General features: G+C 30.1%; 16 protein-coding genes and 1 riboswitch. Of the genes, 8 read left to right on the forward strand and 8 right to left on the reverse strand.

Annotation, left to right across the window (positions count from 1 at the left end):
- Positions 1–75: 75 nt before the first annotated feature.
- The 5 genes from pepV to Q0O83_RS03565 are packed head-to-tail and all read right to left on the reverse strand — an operon-like array spanning position 76 to position 5,207.
- The gene (pepV, locus tag Q0O83_RS03545; RefSeq protein WP_294094235.1) at positions 76–1,467 is read right to left on the reverse strand and encodes a dipeptidase PepV; all 1,392 of its coding nucleotides are present in this window, start codon (positions 1,465–1,467) and stop codon (positions 76–78) included.
- A 25-nt stretch (positions 1,468–1,492) separates the two neighbouring features.
- Positions 1,493–2,347, reverse strand: coding sequence for a VacJ family lipoprotein (locus Q0O83_RS03550; protein WP_294094236.1), 855 nt, complete (start codon positions 2,345–2,347; stop codon positions 1,493–1,495).
- Positions 2,337–3,617 (reverse strand): serine/threonine protein kinase, encoded by a 1,281-nt coding sequence (locus Q0O83_RS03555; protein WP_294094237.1) that lies wholly within the window; start codon positions 3,615–3,617, stop codon positions 2,337–2,339. Before Q0O83_RS03555 ends, Q0O83_RS03550 begins: the two co-directional genes overlap by 11 nt.
- 24 nt (positions 3,618–3,641) lie before the next feature.
- A complete protein-coding gene (locus tag Q0O83_RS03560) occupies positions 3,642–4,421 on the reverse strand; it encodes an HAD family hydrolase (protein WP_294094238.1) in 780 nt (259 codons plus the stop codon).
- Between the two features lie 21 nt (positions 4,422–4,442).
- Positions 4,443–5,207, reverse strand: a complete 765-nt coding sequence (locus Q0O83_RS03565; RefSeq protein WP_294094239.1) for an RNA methyltransferase — start codon at positions 5,205–5,207, stop codon at positions 4,443–4,445.
- A gap of 167 nt (positions 5,208–5,374) precedes the next feature.
- Here Q0O83_RS03565 and Q0O83_RS03570 point away from each other — a divergent pair, with 167 nt between their 5' ends.
- From Q0O83_RS03570 to Q0O83_RS03580, 3 genes are all read left to right on the forward strand, one after another.
- Entirely contained in the window at positions 5,375–6,403 is a 1,029-nt protein-coding gene (locus tag Q0O83_RS03570; protein ID WP_294094240.1) for an extracellular solute-binding protein, read from the forward strand.
- Between the two features lie 103 nt (positions 6,404–6,506).
- Positions 6,507–7,601 carry a DNA polymerase III subunit beta gene (locus tag Q0O83_RS03575; RefSeq protein WP_294094241.1) on the forward strand — a complete coding sequence of 365 codons (1,095 nt, stop codon included), beginning with the start codon at positions 6,507–6,509 and terminating at the stop codon, positions 7,599–7,601.
- Positions 7,602–7,624: 23 nt separating this feature from the next.
- Positions 7,625–8,590, forward strand: a complete 966-nt coding sequence (locus Q0O83_RS03580) for a magnesium transporter CorA family protein (RefSeq protein ID WP_294094242.1) — start codon at positions 7,625–7,627, stop codon at positions 8,588–8,590.
- A 43-nt stretch (positions 8,591–8,633) separates the two neighbouring features.
- On the opposite strand, the gene fusA is transcribed toward Q0O83_RS03580, so the two are convergent.
- Both fusA and Q0O83_RS03590 read right to left on the reverse strand, forming a co-directional pair.
- The gene (gene fusA, locus Q0O83_RS03585; protein WP_294094243.1) at positions 8,634–10,694 is read right to left on the reverse strand and encodes an elongation factor G; all 2,061 of its coding nucleotides are present in this window, start codon (positions 10,692–10,694) and stop codon (positions 8,634–8,636) included.
- 132 nt (positions 10,695–10,826) lie between these two features.
- A complete protein-coding gene (locus Q0O83_RS03590) occupies positions 10,827–11,102 on the reverse strand; it encodes an HU family DNA-binding protein (RefSeq protein ID WP_023049818.1) in 276 nt (91 codons plus the stop codon).
- 156 nt (positions 11,103–11,258) lie between these two features.
- Here Q0O83_RS03590 and Q0O83_RS03595 point away from each other — a divergent pair, with 156 nt between their 5' ends.
- From Q0O83_RS03595 to Q0O83_RS03615, 5 genes are all read left to right on the forward strand, one after another.
- A complete protein-coding gene (locus Q0O83_RS03595) occupies positions 11,259–12,089 on the forward strand; it encodes an N-acetylmuramoyl-L-alanine amidase (RefSeq protein ID WP_294094244.1) in 831 nt (276 codons plus the stop codon).
- A gap of 60 nt (positions 12,090–12,149) precedes the next feature.
- A riboswitch (FMN riboswitch) is annotated at positions 12,150–12,278 on the forward strand.
- Between the two features lie 88 nt (positions 12,279–12,366).
- The gene (gene ribE / locus Q0O83_RS03600; RefSeq protein ID WP_294094245.1) at positions 12,367–12,840 is read left to right on the forward strand and encodes a 6,7-dimethyl-8-ribityllumazine synthase; all 474 of its coding nucleotides are present in this window, start codon (positions 12,367–12,369) and stop codon (positions 12,838–12,840) included.
- Between the two features lie 17 nt (positions 12,841–12,857).
- Positions 12,858–13,940, forward strand: a complete 1,083-nt coding sequence (gene ribD / locus Q0O83_RS03605) for a bifunctional diaminohydroxyphosphoribosylaminopyrimidine deaminase/5-amino-6-(5-phosphoribosylamino)uracil reductase RibD (RefSeq protein WP_294094247.1) — start codon at positions 12,858–12,860, stop codon at positions 13,938–13,940.
- The gene (locus Q0O83_RS03610; protein WP_047384169.1) at positions 13,925–14,581 is read left to right on the forward strand and encodes a riboflavin synthase; all 657 of its coding nucleotides are present in this window, start codon (positions 13,925–13,927) and stop codon (positions 14,579–14,581) included. The genes ribD and Q0O83_RS03610 overlap by 16 nt, the downstream gene beginning before the upstream one ends.
- A 21-nt stretch (positions 14,582–14,602) precedes the next feature.
- Positions 14,603–15,802 carry a bifunctional 3,4-dihydroxy-2-butanone-4-phosphate synthase/GTP cyclohydrolase II gene (locus Q0O83_RS03615; RefSeq protein ID WP_294094249.1) on the forward strand — a complete coding sequence of 400 codons (1,200 nt, stop codon included), beginning with the start codon at positions 14,603–14,605 and terminating at the stop codon, positions 15,800–15,802.
- A 38-nt stretch (positions 15,803–15,840) separates the two neighbouring features.
- On the opposite strand, the gene Q0O83_RS03620 is transcribed toward Q0O83_RS03615, so the two are convergent.
- On the reverse strand, positions 15,841–16,107 hold the full coding sequence (locus tag Q0O83_RS03620; RefSeq protein ID WP_294094250.1) for a hypothetical protein: 267 nt from the start codon (positions 16,105–16,107) through the stop codon (positions 15,841–15,843).
- Positions 16,108–16,110 lie beyond the last annotated feature (3 nt).

Consider the following 16,110-nt stretch of genomic DNA (forward strand, 5'->3'; position numbering starts at 1 on the left):
TTTTTTATGACTTTTGTATTTATTTTCAGCTTCAAAAAATAAAAAAACTGCATCACTGCAGTTTTTTCATACACTTTATTTTGCTAAATCGTATATTGCTTGAACATATATTTTTAACCAAGTATCTAATTTATTTAACTCTAAATACTCATTCTTTTGATGCATATTATCCTCTTGATCTTTTAATAAAGCTCCAAATGCAACTCCGTTAGTTACAGCTCTTGCATATGTTCCTCCACCAATTGATACAGGCTCAGCATCTACATCACCAGTGATATCTTTATAAATATCCATTAAAGTTGTAACTAAGAAGCTATCTTTAGGAACATATAATGGATTTTTTTCAGATCTTACTGTCACATTTAAATCCATATTTTTAGCTCTTTTTTCTACTTCTTCTATAACCGCTTCTTTAGTAAATGTAACTGGGTATCTAATATCAAAACCAAACATTACATTTTTATTTTCACACTCTATTTTTCCAATTGTTAATGTTAAAACACCAGAAGGCTCATCTTCAAAATTGATTCCTAATCCCTCTCCTGAGTATTCCATTTTAATGTATTCATTAAAGAAATTAACTAAGTTTTTTAACTTTGAATCCTCTATCTCTACTTTTGTTAAGAATGAGAATAGTGCTGATATAGCGTTATAACCATTTGATGGTCTAGCTCCATGCGAAGCTTTTCCTAAAGAAACAACCTCTACTTTTCCATCTTTTTCTGTTGCTGATATTTTAAACTCTTTTCCTTCATTATATATATCTAAATTTGCAAAGATACTATCTCTCATTGAAACTGGGAACTCTGCTACAACTGAATCTGGAACTGAGTTAAATGCTACTCCACCTTTTATTGAGAAGTTTAACTCCTCATTATACTCTTGGCTTAACATTAAATGTAATATCCCTTTTTCTGCATATGTAACAGGGAAAGATGAGTCTGGAGTAAAGGCCATTGCTGGTTGTGGCATATTTAACTTACCAAAGTAATGATTCATACATCCCCATCCAGTTTCTTCGTTTGCTCCTATTATAACTCTAACTTTTCTATTTAATTTTAAGCCAGAGTCTTTTATAGCCTTTAAAGCATATAGAGCTGCTATTGTAGGACCTTTATCATCTAAAACTCCTCTTCCATACATTTTTCCATCTACTATCTTTGCTTCATAAGGAGGATGATCCCAACCTTTTCCTTCAGGAACAACATCTACATGTCCTAAAACTCCTATCATCTCTTCATCTGATCCAGTTCCAAAATCAATATGACCTGCATAGTTATCAAAGTTTTCAACTTCAAATCCTAACTCTTTTCCTAAATTAAGCATATGTTGTAACGCCTTTGCTGGCCCCTCACCAAAAGGCATTCCTTCTAACGGTTCCTCTTGAACACTTTTAATTCTAACTGACTCTTGAATCGATTTTACAACCTCTTCTTTGTAATTCAATACTAACTCTTGTAAATTCAATTTTTCCACCTCTCCCATTGATTCGTTACTTTATATCTACTAATGTATCCCTATATTTTGTATAGAAATATCTTACATACTCATATTCAAATGGACTTCCTGTTCCATAGTATCTAAAGTTTTTATTCTCTTGTCTCGCGTTTATACTACTCATTCCACTCACAGCTGGATGCCTTACATCTACACCAACAGGATTATCGTATGGGTTAATTTCTGCAACTGTTAAAATTCCAGCAGCTTTTCCTGTTGTATCTCTTAAATTTGATGGACCAAACCCTGGTAAAACTAGATATGGACCATTTCCAACTCCATATTTTGCAAGTGTTAAACCAAAATCTTCATAAGTTTTTGGCAACTCTAAAGCAGAAGCTACATCAAACAGACCTAAAACTCCAAATGTCGAGTTTATTCCAAATCTTGCTAATGTTATTGTAGCCTTTTTCCCTTCAAATTGTAAGAGAGAATTTAAAAAAGTGTTTATCTCTTGCAGATTTGAGAAGAAATTTGACACACCTTTTTGGACAAAAGTAGGTGTTATATACTCATAAGTATTTACAGCTGGAATCAAAACATATTTATCTAGATAGTAATTAAAGTAATATACTCTTCTATTCAAAGGCTCTAACGGATCATAAACCTCTATGAACTTAGTTCCATTAATCTCTGTATATTCAACAATCTCTGAATTAAAAACTTCTGGTCCTTGTATAATCTCTTTACCATCAGATAATTTCAGATACTCTTTCTCCTGCAAATGAACCTTTTCATTTATACTTCTTCTCTCAGCTTTTGGTTCAGATATATCTGAATTTTTCTTTACTGCTGAACATCTAACAACAAACAAACAACTTAAAATTAATACTATTTTTTTACAGCTCATTGTTAAACACCCCCGTTTTTAAAAATTCTAACATTTTATCAACATTTGTTTGATAAAACATATTCCCACAATGGCCACCAACAGGATAGATTAACGATTGCTCCTTAAATACATCTTTTATAAACTGTTTATCTCTTTCTGCTAAAATAAAATCGTCTTCATTTGTTACAGCAACAATTTTACTCTCATTTTTCAAATAATTTCTTATTATTCTTAAATCTCCATACTTAATTACATCATTAAATTTTAAATCTCCACCTAAAATTTTTAAATAGTATGGATAAGCTAAATTATTTAAATAATCACTGAAATTAGCAAAATTAATCGCTTCAAAATATTTAAACATACTATCAAATTTTTCAGGTCTTGTTTTAGAATAAACATGTGTTCCATTTATTTGATCTACGACATAGTTTAAATCTATTGAAGTCAGATTAAATGCCAATCCAATTAAACGTTCCATCTCTTTGTCTGACAATTTTTGTTTTTCAAAGATTGAATAGATACTTTCTTCTGTAATTTGTAGATCACTAGGCGATATATTTCTTTTTACTGCATCCATAACTTCGTCTACTATTTTTGAAATTTCACCTTTATTTTTTATATTTTTTATAAGCATATCATCTAATACAGTGGCTGAATGATAAAGATTTATAGCTGGATTGACCATATAAACTCTTTTAAAGTTAAAATCTTTTCCTACTGAATCTAAATATGATAGTACGGCTGAATGTGTAGCTCCCATACTGTATCCCATTAAGTAGGTATCCGTTATCTGTAAATTCTCCTCTTGTTTCACCTTGTCTAGCATATCACCCATGACATTATATAAATCTAATCCATCTTGAATTAAAACTCCAGGAACTCTACTATTAGACACATTTAAAATAAAATTTGAATTAAAAACTGATGTAACTGTTAAAACATGATATCCTGCATTATAAAATATCTTTTGAAAGTTTTTAGTTCTAGTTGAATTATATGCTGACCCTGTTCCAGATAACACAAATATTAATGGTGCTTGTCCTTTCTGTTTACTCAACGAAAACTTAAAGCCTTTATCATACCATAAATTATCAGGTATTTTTTTACTTCTCTCCATTAAAATTTCATACTCTTTTGTAGGAACCTCATTTGGAATACCCTCTGTCATTATTTTTGAACTTCCTACAATCGTTGCTACATATGGATTTTTCATTGGAAACTTATATTCTGCAAAAATCTCAACAGTTAAAATTAACATCAACATAACTTTTAAGTATCTTCTCATTTAAAATCCTCCTTTACTAGTCATTTAAATAATCTTTTTTAACTCTTCTAACACTCCATTTTCATTATTAGTTTTCGCTATAAAATTAGCTATTTTCTTTACTTCTTCATGAGCGTTTCCCATAGCATAACTATACTTTCCTTTTTTCATCATATCATAATCATTCAAATAATCTCCAAATATCATTGTTTCATCATATGTGATTCCTAGCTCTAATTGTAAGGCTTCTAATGCAATTCCTTTGTTTGACTCTAGATGACTTACATCTAACCAAATCTCACCAGATACAACAACTTGACAATCTACTTCATTTCTTATATGTGGATATACATGCTCCTCTGTTCCACTCAAATCACAAAAAGCAATTTTTATAATCTCATCATGTTTTATATCTAAAATATTTTCAACTATCTCTCTTTTTTCGTAATATTTTTCAACTTCTTTTAAAAATTCTGGATTTTTTGATTCTATATACGCTGATTTTTTTCCACAAAGAACTATATCTGTTGTCGGTATCTTTCTTCCAATTTGAACATATTTTTCAATTATCTCTGATGTTAGAACTCTTGAATATATCTCCTCTTCTTTTTGGACAACATAGCTTCCGTTTTCAGCAATAAAAACAATTCTATCTTTTATTTTATCAAAATTCTTTCTTAAATTTTGATACTGTCTTCCACTTGCAACAACAAATTTTATATTTTTCTCTGCCATTTTTTCAAAAATATCCCAAAACTCTTCTGAGAACTCTTTTCTATCATTTAAAAATGTTCCATCCATATCTGTTACAACCAATTTAATCATTTCAACCTCTCCCCCAATTATCTATCTATTTTCCAATCTATTTCTTACATCATATAAAATTATTCCAGTTGCCATCGCAACATTTAATGACTCAGCACTTCCATATATCGGTATTATAACTTTTTCGTCACTCGATTTTATTATATCCTGAGATACACCCTCTCCTTCATTTCCAAAAACAAACGCATTTTTTTCCTCTAACTTCATTTTTGTATACGGAACAGAATCTTTCTCCAAAGCTGTTACAACTATTTTATATCCTTTCTCTTTTAGAAACTCTACAACTTCATTTTCATCAATATAAGATATATTCATACTTAAAATTGAACCCATACTACTTCTTACTGTTTTATCATTATAACAATCAACACTTCCTTTTGTTAGAATAATATCTTTAAATCCTGCTGCATCTGCAACTCTTATTATTGTTCCTAAGTTTCCTGGGTCAGCAACTCTATTCAAAATAACTATGTTATCTTCTAAGTTCTCTAACTCATTTATCTTTGAGTTATAACAAATAATTACCCCTTGAGAATTTTCTTGAGACGTCAACTCTTTAAATAGTTTTTCAGTTAATATAATTTTTCTACAATCATGGTCTTTTGCCATCTCTATTATCTCTTCTGAGACTCCCTCTTTGAAAATAATAATTTTTGGTGTTTCTTTAAACTCTAAAAATTTTCTTCCCTCTGCTAAAAACATTCCTTCTAAATCTCTATATTTTTTTGTTTTTAATTTTTTCAAATTTTTATAAACTTCATTATCTTTACTTGTTATTATATCCACTTTTCTCTCTCCTAAAACTCTGATATCTTTTATATATGATTATACATGAATTCTGTATTATTTTCTAGTTAAATAATCCCCTATACTTCATTTCTAGCTTGACTATACTTACAAAATATAATACAATTTTCATTGATTATAAAATTTAAATTTTTAGGGAGGTTTAAGTGAAAAAAATATTAACTTTACTATCTTTAGTTTTTCTACTACTTTCTTGTGGAAAAGAAAAACAAAAAAATGAGAATGTTTTATATCTTTATGGATGGGCTGATTATATCCCTGCTAAGATTTATGACGATTTCCAAAAAGAGACAGGTATTAAAGTAGTTGAGGATATCTATTCATCAAACGAGGAGATGTTCGCTAAAATTAAAGCTGGAGGAACTGGTTATGATATTTTAACTCCTTCAACTGACTACGCTGAGATTTTAATGAATGATGGAATGATTGATAAACTTGACAAAACAAAGCTACCATCGTTAAAAAATATAGACTCTATGGTTTTTGAAAAATTACAATATTTTGATGCTAACAATGACTACGCATTTCCATTTGCTATGGGTGCTACAACTATAGCTGTTAATACAGAATATGTTAAGGATTTCCCAAGAGACTTTACTATCTATAACAATCCTGAATATAAAGGAAAGATGACTCTACTTGATGATATGAGAGAGGTTATGACATCAGCTTTAGGTACTTTAGGATACCCTCAAACAACAGAGGATGAAGCTGCAATCGCTGCTGCTGCTGAGTTAGTTAAAGGATGGAAAAAAAACATTGCTAAATTTGATTCTGAATCATTTGGAAAAGGTTTTGCTAATGGAGATTTCTGGATTGTTCATTGCTATCCTGATAATGTTTTAAATGAATTAACTGAAGAGCAATTAGCAAGAACTGAGTTTGTTATCCCTGAAAAAGGTGGAACAGCTTATATAGATTCATTTGTTATTCCTAAAACTGCTCCTAATAAAGAAGCTGCATATAAGTTCTTAGATTTCATTCATAGACCTGAGAACTATAAATTAATTGCAGAGCATTTAAGAGTTCCATCTATAAACGTTCCTGCTAGAGAATTAATAACTGTAGAACCTTTATATTCTATCGAAGATTTATCTCATACAGAGATTTTAAGAGATATTAAAAATACATTAGATCTTCAAAGTAAATACTGGCAAGAAGTTTTAATCGATTAGTTTTTAAAGCCTAACTCAAAATAAGTTAGGCTTTTTTTATTTCTTGTAAGGCTCTTATTTATAGTGTATAATTTTAAAAAAGAATAATTTTAGGAGGCACCTCATGAATTTTAATATTAGAAGAAATGACTTAATTGAAATTTTCTCTGAATTTATTAATATCTTAAAAGATAATCCAATCAAACCTATTATTTCAGGTTTAAAAATAGAATCTAATAACGGTAAAGTAACTTTTACTGGAACAAATTTAGATATTAACTATATAAAAACTATTCATTGTGAAACAATCGAAGATGGAGTAGTTATATTTAAACCGAATCTAGCTTTAGAGTATATAAAGCTTTTAGATGATGAAATAATCTCTCTTTCATCTAAAAATGATATTCTTTCAATTCATTTAGCTGAATTCACTCTGCTTTATAACGATAATTTTCCTGAAAATTTAAAGTTACCCGTTATAGACGAAGTTGCTAAGATATCACCACAAGAACTGTTCAAAAGTTTAGAAAAAACTAAATTCTCTGTTGCACCTTCTGCAGAAAATTTAGCTATCAACTGTATAAAAGTACTTTTTAGACAAGACCGTATTTCGTTTGTTTCAACAGATTCATATAGATTGACATATTTAAAAACAGATACTAACGCTTTATTAGATAGAGATTTCTCTATTCCACTTGAATCTGTAAATATTTTATGTAAACTTATAAAAGATTTAAACGAAGATATTCTTATCGGAGCTAGTGGAGATAACTTAATCTTCTTATGGGAAAATACATATTTCCTAACTAAGATAACGACTCTTCCATTCCCTAACTTTGATGCTATTCTTTGTGGAAATAGTTTCAGTAAAGAGATGGAGTTTAATTATAATGATTTTAAAAGTGCTTTAAAAAAAGTTTTAACTGTTGCTAGAACAAGTAACGAATCAAAAAATGGTGCTATCTTGGAATTTAAAGGTAAAAAACTTTCAATCTCAGCATCTTCTGGAAAAGCTAAGATTAATCAAAAAGTTGATATGATAAAATTAGGAGATGATTTCAAATGCTCTCTTAATGTTAAATTCCTTTTTGAGTTTGTTGAAAACTTAAACAATAATGTTTTTATAAAAGGAAATTCATCATCAGCAATGTTTGAAATTACAGAAAGAGATAATAGCTCTTATAAATATATTTTAATGCCTCTGGCTTTAAGAGACTAAAAAAATTAAAGTTAGGTGGTTCTATGATAAAAATTTATAAAAGTCACAATGATATTTTAGAAAAAAAACTTTTTTCAATTTCTGAAACTTTAGAAGTTGAAAAACTTACTGAAAAAAATACTTGGATTCATCTTTCAAATCCAACTGAAGAAGAGATTAAAGTCGTTACTAATAGTTTTGATATTCCTGAAGAACATATTCGAGCAGCTCTAGATGAAGAGGAGAAAGCCCGTTTAGAAATTGATGACGATATCATCTTAGTTATAATAGATGTCCCTATTCATGATGAAAATAACCGTTGCTCTTTCACAACGGTTCCTTTAGGGATTATTCTACTGAAAGATCACATATTGACAGTCTCAACTGTTAAATTATCTCTTATAGAGGAGTTTGTTCAAGGAAGAATTAAAAGTTTCTTTACCTTTAAAAAAACTAGATTCATTCTACAAATGTTATTTAGAAACTCTACATATTTCCTACTTTACCTAAAGCAGATTGGTAGAATTAGTGACAATATTGAAAGACAACTAAAAAATAATCTTAGAAACCAAGAACTTATGTTACTTCTAGAATTAGAAAAAAGTTTGGTTTATTTTACAACCTCTTTAAAATCTAATGAAGCAGTTTTAGAAAGAATGATGAGAACTGAAATAGTTAAAAGATATCCAGATGATTTAGAACTCTTAGAAGATGTAATTATAGAAACGAAACAAGCTATTGAGATGGCTAATATCTATTCAAGTATTTTAAGTAGTACTAGAGATGCTTTCTCTACAGTTATGTCAAACAACTTGAATATTGTTATGAAAAAGCTTACATCTATAACAATAGTCTTTGCTATTCCGACTGTTGTTTCTGGTCTATGGGGAATGAACGTTGGTGGAGTGCCTTTTGCTAGTGACACCTATGGTTTCCTATGGGTTGTCTTAGTTGCAATTGCATGTGGTATCTTCATAACTTGGATTCTATTCAAAAAAGAGTTATTTTAATACTGAAAAAGCTCTGAACTTCAATCAAAGTTCAGAGCTTTTTTTATCCTTTTCTAATTTCAATTATCTTTTGTGCTAAGTTATCTTGAAGCTCTTCATACTTCAAGAAATTATACTCAAATCTTCCTTTCCCCTGTGTCAAAGATTTTAAATCTATTGCATATTTTAAAATCTCACTTTCTGGTACTTCAACCGTTAATAGTTGCTCTGAATAAGCTTTAGGTTCCATACCTAAGATCTTCCCTCTTCTTTTATTCATATCCCCCATTATATCCCCTATATACTCATCAGGAGCTACTATCTGCATCTTCACTATCGGCTCTAACAAAACACATTTTGCAGTTTCCATACCTTTTCTAAAAGCTAAAATAGCGGCTTGTTTAAAAGATATCTCATTTGAATCTACGGGATGATATGATCCGTCATATAACGTTGCTTTTATATTTATAACAGGATAACCTGCTAATTTTCCTTTTACTTTTGCTTCTATCAATCCCTTTTCCACTGCTGGAATATAAGTTTTAGGAACAACACCTCCACGAATTTCATCTTTAAAATCAAACTCATCTATATGTGGTTCAAACTTTATAAATACCTCTCCAAACTGCCCTGCTCCTCCAGATTGCTTCTTATGACGCCCTTGAGCTTCGATACTATTTTTTATAGTTTCTCTATAAGAGACTTCAGGCTCTTTCAGCAAAGCGTTCACACCAAATTTATTTTGAAGTTTGTTCAATAATATATTTAAATGCTTTTCACCTTGTCCACCTATTATAAACTCCTTCGTTTCAAAGTTTCTTTCTATAGAAAACGATGGATCTTCATCCAATAATCTTTGAATCGCCCCACTTAGTTTATCATCATCACTTTTTTCTTTTGGAACAATTGACATATATAAACAAGGCTTTGGAAAATCAATAACACTATACACAATAGCATCTTCCTTATCACATAGTGTATCTCCTGTTTGAACCTCTTGAAGCTTTGTTACAGCTCCTATATCCCCTGCACTAACTTCATCAGCAGGTATTTGTTTAGCACCTCTAAAAAATGAGATATTTCCTATTCGGACTTTTATATTTTTATTTGAAATTAAAACCTCATCATCTTTTTTTACTTTTCCCGAATTAACTTTAAATAAAGATATTTTCCCTATATACGGATCAACTATTGTTTTAAAAACAATAGCTGAGAAAGGTTCATTTATATTAACTTCTCTCTCTATTTTTTCATCACTATTTACCATATATCCACTCTTTGTTCCACCGTTTACCTCTTGTGGAGTAGGTAGATAATTATACATCATCTGAAATAGTGTTCTAACTCCTATTCCATTGCTTGCTGAACCTATTATCACTGGAACAATCTCTCCTGATACAACTCCGTCATGCAACCCTTTTCTTATCTCCTCTTCTGTGAAGTCCTCACCTGAAAAATATTTATTCAACAAGTTTTCATCTGTTTCTGCAATAGCTTCTAATAATAAGCCTCTAACTTCAGAAATATCTATATCTTCAGGAATAGGAGCATCTACACATGTTTCACCATTAAATATTCTTCCCTTTAAATCAATAACGTTTACAAAGCCTTTAAACTCCTCTTCAAATCCTATTGGAATACAAAATGGTGCTACTTTTTTTCCAAATTTCTCTTTCATATCATAAAGTAACTTTTCATAATTATGCACACCTTTATTCATTTTATTTATAAAAATAACTCTAGGTATTCCTGCTTCTTCTAACATTCTCCAAGCTCTTTCTGTTCCAACCTCTACTCCTGCAGCCCCATTTACTACTAAAACTGCTCCTCCTGAAACTGCTAAAGCTGACGATACTTCTCCTGTAAAATCTGAATATCCTGGCGTATCCAATATATTATACTTATAGCCTAAATACTCCAAAGGTATAATTGATGTGTTTATTGAAAAACCTTGTTTCATTTCCTCTTTATCAAAATCTGATATACTGTTTCCTAAGTCTACACTTCCCATTTTAGAGGTTGTATTAGATATGTATAGCATGGCCTCTACTAAACTACTTTTTCCACTTCCACGATGCCCTAACAGAGTTATATTCCTAATCTCACTCATTTCATAACTAATCATATATTACTCCTCCTATTTTTTAAGAGATTTTTTACATTAATACTTATATAGCTAATATTTTTCAATAAGTCAATAGGGATTATAAAAGAAATAAAAAAAAACCGAGATTTTTCTCGGTTTTACAAAGAACTATTAGTTCATTTTGTCTACTAAAGACTTTCCTGCTTTGAACTTTACAGTTTTCTTAGCTTCTATTTTAATTTCTTCTCCAGTTTTAGGATTTCTTCCTGTTCTTTCTGGTCTTTCAACTACTTCAAATTTTCCCCATCCGATGAAGTTAATTTCTTCTCCAGCTTGTAAAGTTTCCTCTATTGTAACTAGAACTGAATCTAATTTTCTTTCCGCTTCAGCTTTTGAAGAGAATACACCTTTCTCAAATAATACTTTCGCAAACTCTTTTTTTGTCATTATATTTTCCTCCTAAAATGCTTCATTATTGTAATTAAGTACAGTCATTTATATCATATAAACCAATTAATTTCAAATGTTTTTTAGGTTTTTTTGGATTTTTTTGACATTTTGTTATATAATCAATTTATACTAAAGATGAGGAGGTTCTTTTTGATGCTAAAAAAAATGATTTTTTTACTTTTTACCCTTGTTTTATCTTCGTGCACATCGCTAAAATACAGCGTGAATTCGTCTAAATACAAATCAAAATCATATAACGAAAGAGTTAGATTTGTTATTTTACACTACACAGCCTTAAACGATGAGCGTTCTATAACTGCTTTAACAAAAAATAATGTCAGCTCACACTATTTAGTTACACAAAAAAGAGAGGATTCCGTTTATTCTTTAGTTCCAGACACTAAAAGAGCATGGCATGCTGGAGTAAGTTCTTTTGATGGCTATAAAAACCTAAATGATAATTCAATTGGTATTGAAATCTCTAACTTAGGCTATTCAAATGCTAGCAAACAAAAAACTTCAGACTTAAAAGAGGGTATGGTTGATATCACAATGTTTTATCCGTATAATGATGCACAAATCTTCAAGATTGGAATGCTACTTAAAGAGCTTACTGCAAAGTATAAAATTAATCCTAAATATGTTTTAGGGCATTCAGATATCGCTCCAACAAGAAAGTTTGATCCTGGACCAAAATTCCCTTGGAAACATCTTTACGATAATTATGGAGTTGGTGCTTGGTATAACTCAAAAGATTTTAATCACTACTATTCACAAAAACTTTTTGATTCATATTCAGTTGTAGCATTAAAAAAAGAACTTGAAAAATACGGATACACAGTTAACTCAACTGACGTATGGGATTTAGAAAGTAAAAAAGTTATTGCAGCTTTCCAAATGCACTTTAGACCTCGAAAAGTAGATGGAGTTTTTGACCTTGAAACTTTTGCTATTTTAAAGGCTCTAAATAGAAAGTATAAATAATTTATTGACAAAACAAGAAAATATGTTTTATAATCAAATCAACAATATTAAAATATGATAGATAAACTTCAGGGCAGGGTGAGCCAATTTTGGCAATTCCCGACCGGCGGTTATAGTCCGCGAAACCTTCGGGTTTGATTTGGTGAAACTCCAAAACCGACAGTATAGTCTGGATGGAAGAAGTGTTTTTTTTATGCACAATTTTTCTAAGCTATCGCTTTTTTAGCCCGAAGTCTATCTTCGGTTTTTTTTTATAAAAAATTTGAGGAGGACTAAAATGGTAAAAATTTATGAAGGTAATTTTGTAGGAGAAAATTTAAAGGTGGGAATCGTTTGTGCTAGATTCAATGAATTTATTGTTTCTAAGCTTTTAGGAGGAGCAGTTGATGCTCTTAAAAGACACTCTGTTAACGAAGAAAATATACATGTTTCTTGGGTGCCTGGAGCTTTTGAGATTCCTCTTATCGCAAAGAAAATGGTAGAAACAAATAAGTTTGATGTTGTTATCACTCTTGGAGCTGTTATTAGAGGAGCTACACCTCACTTTGATTATGTTTGTTCTGAAGTATCAAAAGGAGTTGCATCAGTATCTCTAGATTCTGGAATTCCAGTAATATTTGGAGTTCTAACAGTAAACTCTATTGAAGAAGCTATTGAGAGAGCAGGTACTAAAGCTGGAAACAAAGGATTCGACGCTGGAATCTCTGCTATTGAAACTGTTAATCTTATTAGAACTATATCTGAGGCATAATTATGCATGAATATTTTATGAAAATAGCTATAGAAGAAGCTAAGAAAGGATTTGGATTTGTTAATCCAAATCCCCTTGTTGGAGCTGTTCTTGTAAAAAATGATGAGATTTTATCTACAGGTTATCATCAAATTTTCGGTGGTCCGCATGCTGAGGTAAATGCTATCTCAAATGCTACTATCACTGAAGGAGCTACTCTATACGTTACATTAGAACCTTGTTCTCACTATGGAAAAACTCCACCGTGTACAGAACTTATTATAAAATCTAATATAAAAAAATGTGTTATCGCTACTCTTGATCCCAATCCTCTTGTTAGCGGGCGAGGAATTAAACAACTTAAAGATGCGGGTATTGAAGTTATTATAGGTATTTTAGAAAAAGAAGCTATAAATTTAAACAAAGTTTTTTTTAAGTTTATCAAAGAAAAAATCCCCTATATCTTCTTAAAAGTTGGAATTACATTAGATGGTAAAATCGCTACTAGAAATTACTCTTCTCAATGGATAACAAACTCTCTAGCTAGAGAAAAAGTTGAAAAATATAGAAATTTCTTTTCTGGAATTTTAGTTGGAGCTAATACTGTAATTCAAGACAATCCTTCTCTTACATGTAAAACTTCTGGAAATCGAAATCCATATAGATTAATTCTAGACAAAGATCTGATTATTAATGAAGATTATAAAATTATTCAAAATAATTCTGACAAAAAAACATTTATCATCACTAATAAAAAAAATATGGATAAAGAACTTTTTCAAAAATTAGAAAAAGATTTCTTTATTAAATTTATTACATTTTCAGATGATGAAAATCTAAAAGATATTTTAAAAAAAATAAGCTCATATAATATTGATTCTATTCTTGTCGAAGGTGGAAGTGGAGTTATCAGTTCATTTTTTAAAGAAAATCTATTTGATGGAGGAGAGATTATGATTGCACCCAAAATTTTAGGCGACAACTCTGCAGTTCCATTCATATCGGATTTTTCACCTCTAAACATCAATAGTGCTTTCAATTTAGACAATATTAAAATAAATCTTTATGATAATAATATTGGGTTTGAGTTTTATAAGGAGGAAGGATGTTTACCGGTTTAGTTGAAGAACTTGGAAAAATAATTTCTATTGAAAAAACTTCTGCAGGAGCTAACATCACCGTTTCTTGTAATAAGGTTTTAACCAATGTAAAGCTAGGTGATAGCATTGCAACAAATGGAGTTTGTCTAACAGTAGTAGAAACTACTTCAAGCTCTTTTACAGCAAATGTTATGAATGAATCTCTTAGAGTTTCGGGATTAAACGAACTTAAAATTGGTTCACTTGTAAATTTAGAGAAATCTCTTACTTTGCAATCCTATTTGGGCGGACATCTAGTAACTGGTGATGTTGACTGTACTGGAAAAATTACTGATATCTGTAGTGATGGATTTGCAAAAAAATATACTGTTGAAATTCCAAAAGAATTTATGAAATATGTTGTTTATAAAGGTAGAGTGACTTTAGATGGAGCCTCTTTAACTGTTGCATCTCTAACTGATACAACCTTTACCGTTTCTTTAATACCACATACTCAAAAATCTATTACTCTTGGATTTAAAAACATTGGGCAAAATATAAATGTTGAAACAGATCTTATTGGTAAACATCTTGAAAAATTGCTCCTGAGTAGAGAACAAAATGATGAAAAACCTAAATCAAATCTCTCTAAAAATTTTTTAGCTGAAAATGGTTTTTTCTAATTATTAAAGGAGGAACAAATTATGTTCAATAAAATAGAAGATGCAATCAACGATTTAAAAAATGGTAAACTTATCGTTGTTGTAGATAATGAAAATAGAGAAAATGAGGGTGACCTTGTTGGTATTGGAGATATAATCTCTAAAGAAAATATAAATTTTATGATTAAATATGGAAGAGGTCTAGTTTGTGTTCCTATTGAAGAGAAAAGAGCCTCTGAATTAGAATTACTTCCTATGGTTTATAATAATAGCGATTCTCATGGAACAGCATTTACAGTTTCTGTGGATTCTCTTAATGGAACAACAACTGGAATCTCTGTTGAAGATAGATACAATACTATCAAAGATCTTAGTTTTAAAGCCACTTCTGGAAAAGAGTTCAAAAAACCCGGGCATATATTCCCTCTGATAGCTAAAAATGGCGGTGTAATAGAAAGACCCGGGCATACTGAAGCTTCTGTTGATTTAGCCAAATTAGCAGGTTTTAATGGATGTGGTGTTATCTGTGAAATTATAAAAGAAGATGGTGAAATGGCTAGAGTTCCGGATTTAATCGAATTCTGTAAAATTCATGATTTAAAAATGATTACTATTGAAGATTTAATTCAATATAGAAAAACTCATGAACTTCAAACTGAACTTGTTTGTGAAGCTCCTCTTCCTACAAAACATGGAACATTTAGACTTATTGGATTCTCTAATACAATTGACTTTAAAGAGCATGTAGCTCTTGTTTTCGGAGATATCAAAGATAAAGATGACGTTCTTATTCGTGTTCATTCGGAATGTTTAACTGGAGATGCTTTTGGTTCTTTAAAATGTGATTGTGGTAGTCAACTTGATAGATCTTTACAGAGTATAGTTGAACATGGTTCTGGTGCTCTGCTTTATATGAGACAAGAGGGAAGAGGAATCGGCTTACTTAATAAAATTAAAGCATACGAACTTCAAGCTCAAGGAAAAGATACTGTTGAAGCTAACACTTTATTAGGTTTTGCTCCAGACCTTAGAGATTTTGCTGTTGCAGCTCAGATGATAAAACTTCTAGATATTAAAACTATAAATCTTATGACAAACAATCCTAAAAAAATTGATGATTTAGAGAGATATGGAATTAAAATCACTAATAGAACTCAAATTGAGTTTCCATCTAACGCTTGTAACTCACACTATTTAAAAACTAAAAGAGAAAAAATGAATCATCTTTTCAAAATAAATTAAAAAATTCTAACAAAAAAGGCTTGAAATATTTTCAAGCCTTAATCTTTTAAATCCTCTAATACCATTAAATAATAATCTATATCTTTCAAAAGATTTTCTTTGTCTTTTTTAGAAAAATCTCCTACAGAAATTCTAGTTTTTAATTCTTTGAATTGATTCTCTAACTCTTTTCTGTCCTTTTCTTTTATCGGTTTAGAAACTAAATTGTAAAAATCATTTTGATAACTTCTATAATCTCCTCTTAACCCCACAGAAAAACATCCAGTAAAAAGCAATCCTATACTTAAAATTAATAAGTTTTTCATATT

Source organism: uncultured Cetobacterium sp., from assembly GCF_945952365.1.
Lineage (GTDB): Bacteria > Fusobacteriota > Fusobacteriia > Fusobacteriales > Fusobacteriaceae > Cetobacterium_A.